This window comes from Streptomyces sp., from assembly GCF_031178505.1.
In the GTDB taxonomy this organism is placed as follows: Bacteria; Actinomycetota; Actinomycetes; order Streptomycetales; family Streptomycetaceae; genus Streptomyces; species Streptomyces gulbargensis.
In genome coordinates, this window is the sequence record NZ_JAPSIW010000912.1 from 1 (window position 1) to 2,391 (window position 2,391).

Annotated in this window: 4 protein-coding genes; 1 reads left to right on the plus strand and 3 read right to left on the minus strand. The window is 66.1% G+C overall.

Features of this window, described 5'->3' with window-relative positions:
• The first annotated feature begins 365 nt into the window (after positions 1-365).
• Entirely contained in the window at positions 366-548 is a 183-nt protein-coding gene (locus tag RIF68_RS34340; protein WP_309055393.1) for a hypothetical protein, read from the plus strand.
• A 64-nt stretch (positions 549-612) separates the two neighbouring features.
• Here RIF68_RS34340 and RIF68_RS34345 read toward each other — a convergent pair whose 3' ends face one another.
• The 3 genes from RIF68_RS34345 to RIF68_RS34355 all read right to left on the minus strand — a co-directional run.
• The gene (locus tag RIF68_RS34345; RefSeq protein WP_309055395.1) at positions 613-870 is read right to left on the minus strand and encodes a M28 family peptidase; all 258 of its coding nucleotides are present in this window, start codon (positions 868-870) and stop codon (positions 613-615) included.
• Positions 871-1,048: 178 nt separating this feature from the next.
• Complete coding sequence (locus tag RIF68_RS34350) at positions 1,049-2,011, minus strand: GTP-binding protein (RefSeq protein WP_309055397.1); 963 nt, start codon at positions 2,009-2,011, stop codon at positions 1,049-1,051.
• The coding region (locus RIF68_RS34355; protein WP_309055399.1) for an amidohydrolase family protein at positions 2,008-2,391 on the minus strand (384 nt) is incomplete at its 5' end. The genes RIF68_RS34350 and RIF68_RS34355, both read right to left, overlap by 4 nt.

Here is a 2,391-nt window from a genome sequence, read left to right on the forward strand (position 1 = left end):
GGTGACCGCCGAACTGCTGCAAACAACCCGGACCATTTCCCACGAGCTGGGGACCCCCTCCCAGAACGTGGGTTGACCTCCAGGTTTCCTGCGGCGCATACAAGACGAAGCACTTGGCCTACCTCAGCGGGCATTTTAACGGGCGGGGCATACGCCAATTCGAAAACCTCAGAACGCAGGGTTCTAAACGCCTGCACCTTGCCGGGGAAGTGGTGCGTTAGTGGACCCTCTATCGGGAATTCTCTCGGTGCTAGGTCAAGTGCATTTTAGATCCGAGTAAACCCCGATAATGCGGGTAGGAGCGTCGGGATAGCCCGCTTCCCGAAGGGCAGAATGCACGTGCTCCTGACAACCTCGATGTACGCATGGCCTTCAAGCTCGCTTTGGGAGATCTGCCGGTCACCGGATTGCGAGTCCAGCGCAATCTCTTTCCATTCCTCGAGTTCGGCAGTGGAAACTCTTGCCTCGGTGAGCGCACGGTCCGCAATCGCCGTCGCTTCATCCGGCTCCCGCAGCGTCACATTCGGACAGGGCCTGCTGAACGCTGATGTTGTCCGGATCGACAATGGCGAGCGTCTCGTCCTGGTCGAAGAGTCCTGCGAAGACCGAGCTTCACATGAGTGAAGGGGCGAATCGGCTGCCTTCCTCGTTGAACCAGTTGACGACGGCCAGGTTGAATTTAGGCGCCTGTTCCGTGCTTTTGATGCGACGGCTGATCTCCTGGGCAGCGTGCAGCATCGCCGCGACTACGCCGTAGGCCCCGTCGAACCGTCCGGCCAAGGGCTGGCTGTCGAGGTGGGAACCGATGAGGATATAGGGTGCCCCCGGGGTCCATTCGATGAGTCCGAACATGTTGCCGATCCCGTCCACGCGCAGCTCGAATCATGTTTCCTGGATCCACTGGGCGAATCAGGTTCGGGCGGCCGCGTCGTTGGCCGTCGCGGCCTGGCGGTCCACTCCTTTGTTGGGAGTTGCGCCGATCTTCGCTACGTGATGGAAGTCTTGCAAGAAGGAGTGATCGTTCATACGGGTGTTAGCCTTTCCTCGTTTATCTAATTAGGTTTGAGGCAAGAAGCCGGTCCAGCACTGCCGCAGCCTCACTGACCAGCCGGCTGGCGTCCGGTCCCGCTGCGATGAGCACCAGCGCAGGTCGTTCGGGAGAAGGCCGGTCGTTGGACCGTGGGCGCACGTCTACCCGCCCACCGGCCAGCTGGACCTCGTGCCAGGTTCCGTCGTAGTCCTGGACAACCCCCTTGGCCCGGACCAGGCGCCCCGACTGCGCGGCTAGCCCGCGGGTGAGTGCGTCCACGTCCACCGGCTCCGGACACTCAAGCGTGGCGGAAACGTGCGCCTCCGCGTGGTCCGGACCGCCGTGGCGATGAGTCCCCCCACCGGCGCTGGCGTCGTCGTCCTCAGCCTCGGGCGCCGGTGCGGCGAGGGCCTCACCTGCCGTCGCCCCCGGGTCCGCAGGATCCTGCAGGATCAGCCGCGCCCCCGGCGCCGCCGCGCTGCACGCCTCCGCAGCGTCGTCTGTTTCGACCGCCAGGGCCAGGTCGGTCTTCGTCACCAGCACGACTTCCGCCGCGGCGAGTTGCCGTGCCACTGTGTCGCCGACGTACTCGTCGCGCAGCAGCCGCCGGACGGTGGTAGCGTCCGCGCACACTAGCACGGGGCCCGGGGAGAAGCCCGGGAAGTCCCGCCACATGGCGAGCTGGCCGGGGTCGCCGACGCCGCTGACCTCGCAGAGCACATGGTTAAGGTCCCCGCGCGCGGCCAGCGCGGTCATGGTGCGGGACGCGTCGTCGCTGATCTGGCAGCAGATGCACCCGTTCGTCAGCTCTACGGTGTCCCCGGACGCCGAGGCGATGAGGTCCGCGTCGATGTTGACGCTTCCGAAATCGTTGACGACGACGGCAGTGCGCCCCGGCAGCACACCCGCCAGCAGCCGGTTCACCAGGGTGGACTTGCCGGAGCCCAGGTAGCCGCCGATGATTCCCAACCGGGCGGTCATGACGCGGGCACCCCCGAGAGGGCCGCGACCTTCGTCGCGTGGTGTCGGCCGCCGACTACGGTGCCGAGGACATGGATCTCGCCGATGCGCTCGGGCTCGACGGCGAGCGGGTCCTCGGCCAGGACGGCCAGGTCCGCGAGCTTCCCCGCCTCGAGGGAGCCGACCTCGTGGTCCATCTTCAGCATGTACGCTCCGCCGATCGTCACGGCCTCCAGCGCCTCCTGCACGCCGATCCGCTCAAGCTCGCCCATGACCCGCCCGGAGACCGTCAGCCGCGTTACTGCGTGCTTCACGGAGTGCAGCGGGCCCAGGGGCGTGACTGGAGTGTCCGAGTGCAAGGAGATCGGCACCCCGAGGCGCAGCGCCGTGGCGGCCGCGTT

What these genes read in the sequence shown, in the direction of transcription:
- RIF68_RS34350 (WP_309055397.1), bottom strand. Translation starts at nt 2,011, where the DNA reads ATGACCGCCCGGTTGGGAATCATCGGCGGCTACCTGGGCTCCGGCAAG.
- RIF68_RS34340 (WP_309055393.1), top strand. Translation starts at nt 366, where the DNA reads ATGGCCTTCAAGCTCGCTTTGGGAGATCTGCCGGTCACCGGATTGCGA.